General features: G+C 42.9%; 2 protein-coding genes. Both read right to left on the bottom strand.

All coding sequences use genetic code 11. The annotated features are described in order from the left end of the window. Positions 1-60: 60 nt before the first annotated feature. The gene (ltrA, locus tag MTBBW1_RS17195; protein WP_245809447.1) at positions 61-1,524 is read right to left on the bottom strand and encodes a group II intron reverse transcriptase/maturase; all 1,464 of its coding nucleotides are present in this window, start codon (positions 1,522-1,524) and stop codon (positions 61-63) included. Further along, the gene (locus tag MTBBW1_RS30005) at positions 1,521-1,643 is read right to left on the bottom strand and encodes a hypothetical protein (RefSeq protein WP_281255651.1); all 123 of its coding nucleotides are present in this window, start codon (positions 1,641-1,643) and stop codon (positions 1,521-1,523) included. The genes ltrA and MTBBW1_RS30005 overlap by 4 nt, the downstream gene beginning before the upstream one ends. Positions 1,644-2,126 lie beyond the last annotated feature (483 nt).

The following is a 2,126-nucleotide window of genomic DNA, read 5'->3' as shown; positions in this document are numbered from 1 at the left end:
TGTCGGATAGCCGGGGAGTGTTACCACTCCCAAGCCTCCTAAGAACCCTGCGTGCGACTTTCACCGCACAGGGCTCAAGCATTGATAAAGTTCATTTAAGAACCCGGCAGCTTTAGGTTTGGAACGTTTGGCAAAGTAGTCATCCCATAATGGATCATAGGGATTTGCATCAGCTTTAATTTTAATATGACGTCGAATATGTATTTGTCCCATTCTCAAGAGTCTTTCTGAACTCTCTTTCTCCCCAAATACCCAATCCCTGTCGCCCTCCTGTTGGAAATATTTATTCTTTATCCAGCGAGAAGATTTATTGGGATGCCTTCGACGGCTCCAACGCCAGGTAGTATGCCAGATTGCATGGTCAATTTTACCAAATACTTCAGAACTGACCACATGGCGGTAATAGTTAGCCCATCCCCTTATAATGGGGTTAAGTGCTAAGATCAGATTATCAGTAGTTCCAGTTTTATTGGATTTAATGATCGTTCTGATTTTCTCTTTTATCCTTGCAATACTGGATTTTGCAGGTTTTATAAGCAGCTTCCCCTTATATTTCCTGAAGTTAAATCCCAGAAAATCAAATCCCTCATCAATGTGAGTAATCAAGGTCTTTTCTGCTGATAAACTCAATCCTCTTTCCTTAAGGAATCTCACCAATAGAGGCTTTACAGCATATTGTAGCAATTCTTTAGAGCTACCGGTTATTACAAAGTCATCCGCATACCTGACCATATGGATTTTATCTTGTTTCCTGAAGCTATGTTTGAGCAAATCCTCCATTCCGTCAAGTACCATATTGGCCAATACAGGTGATATTATACCACCTTGCGGAGTACCTTCCTTTGTGGGATGAAAAATTCCCCTTTCAAGATAACCGGATTTCAGCCATATTTTGAGTTTCTGTTTGTGCATCGGGATGTTATCAAGCATCCATTCATGGGAGATACAATCAAAACAGCTTTTAATATCCCCTTCAAGAATGTAGTTTGCACTGCCTTTACGCCTTAAAGCGTTATAAATGGCACTCGTGGCATCCTGTGTTGATCTCATTTTACGGAATCCATAAGAGTGACAATCAGCCGTGCATTCTGACACAGGGTCAAGTCCTTGTAATTCCAGGGCTTGTTCCGATCTGTCTTTCATGACAGGAATGCCCAGCGGTCTTTTCTTACCATTCTTTTTGGGAATATATACTCGTTTTAATGGCTGGGAGTGATACCCTGCACGATTTAAAGTTAAAACCTGATGCAGTTTTTTCTTTGCCGAATCAAGTAGTCGATTATCGACACCTGGTGTCCGTTTGCCCTTGTTTTCTGATACCCGTTTCACTGCCAATAATTTGGCTGCAAATGACATGGACAGCAGACGTTGCAGGCTGCGGACTTTTTCCTTGTTCCCTTCCTTTACTGCCTTCACGATACGTGCTTGTAAACGATTTACATTGTTTTGCATAGCTTCCCAGTTAATGGATTTCCAGGCAAAATCAAAGTTCTTAAGGCCGTCAATGGCTATAACAGTCATCATCTATCCTCACCATTAAGATACAATCGTCCAGACATTTCCCGTGATTCAACACCTGCCGGAAGTCTGCTCACTTTCGTGATAAGGGATAACCCTCTATCCACTCCATTACAGAATGGCATTTGCTTTCTCCGACCTCCTCTACCCACTTGCCTATGGGCTCACCTTACGGCTTGCTTTCCATACTTAAATGGAGACAATTGGGCTTACCCTGTTCCACTGATATTACACGATGGGTTAGCGTCCGTCTATCCGCCGGGGGAATTTTAGATCACGTATGATGAAAGCGGAGCATCATAACCATACCCCTTACCTTTTGGTTAAGGCTTAACAGCATCTTTAGCCTCTCATCGCTAACGACGTTTATCAACGATTCACATGTGTTACGCATACCATCATTCTTAGCTTCCATCCGGTTTGATGCTACCAGAGTTGAGGTTGCCTCACGGTTTCCTCTCCAGACCTTTCGGTCAAGGATTCCATTGTCCCCTGAGCTTCACACAAAACCGTTACCGGTAATGCATGTCAGGGTAAGAAACTGCCGGTGATACGGCAGGTTAATTTGCATTAATTAACAATAATATCAGCGACTTTAGGTCGCACCC

The organism is Desulfamplus magnetovallimortis (assembly GCF_900170035.1).
GTDB classification, from domain to species: domain Bacteria; phylum Desulfobacterota; class Desulfobacteria; order Desulfobacterales; family Desulfobacteraceae; genus Desulfamplus; species Desulfamplus magnetovallimortis.
The sequence above is the reverse complement of the archived record's forward strand: the minus strand, read 5'-3'. Positions and strand labels throughout refer to the sequence as shown.

Excerpts from the sequence above, each read along its gene's own strand:
- MTBBW1_RS30005 (WP_281255651.1), bottom strand. The coding sequence starts at position 1,643 with ATGCCATTCTGTAATGGAGTGGATAGAGGGTTATCCCTTATCACGAAA.
- ltrA (WP_245809447.1), bottom strand. The coding sequence starts at position 1,524 with ATGATGACTGTTATAGCCATTGACGGCCTTAAGAACTTTGATTTTGCC.